Source organism: Pseudomonas sp. EL_65y_Pfl2_R96, from assembly GCF_963970905.1.
GTDB lineage: Bacteria > Pseudomonadota > Gammaproteobacteria > Pseudomonadales > Pseudomonadaceae > Aquipseudomonas.
The window spans coordinates 1-429 of sequence record NZ_CAXAQH010000413.1; the positions used below are offsets into that span (position 1 = coordinate 1).

At 63.2% G+C, this 429-nt stretch carries 1 protein-coding gene; it reads left to right on the forward strand.

Translation table 11 applies throughout. The features are described from left to right. Positions 1–391, forward strand: a 391-nt coding sequence (locus tag AACY49_RS31335) for a metallophosphoesterase family protein (RefSeq protein WP_339528239.1), incomplete at its 5' end; no start/stop codon positions are given. Positions 392–429: the final 38 nt, after the last annotated feature.

Sequence of the window (429 nt, forward strand, 5' to 3'; positions counted from 1 at the left end):
CGGCGATCTCGCGGCGCAGCCCAAAGGTGCTCGCATTGTCGCCGTGACGCACATTCCGCTGGTTACCGCGATGCAATGCTATGAGCCGGAATCCTGGCTCGACACGCCGCACAACTGGACGTTCGTGGTCAATGGCCGCGACGTGCTGCGGGTCCTGCGCGACCACGATGTTCTCGCGGTGCTACAGGCACACAGCCACGTCTATGAGCGGATCGAGCTGAACGGCATGTCCTTCATCACCACGGGTGCCGTCGCAGGCGCGGATTGGCGCGGATCATTCCTCGGCACACCGGAGGGCTATACCGAGATCGCCGTCTCCGGCCGCACCGTGACGAGTTGCTATCGAACATACGGCTTTTCCAGCGTCGCTCGGCAAGACGTGCCGATCTGAATGCCGATCAGCGACAGCGTCGACCGTCTGGGCACTTG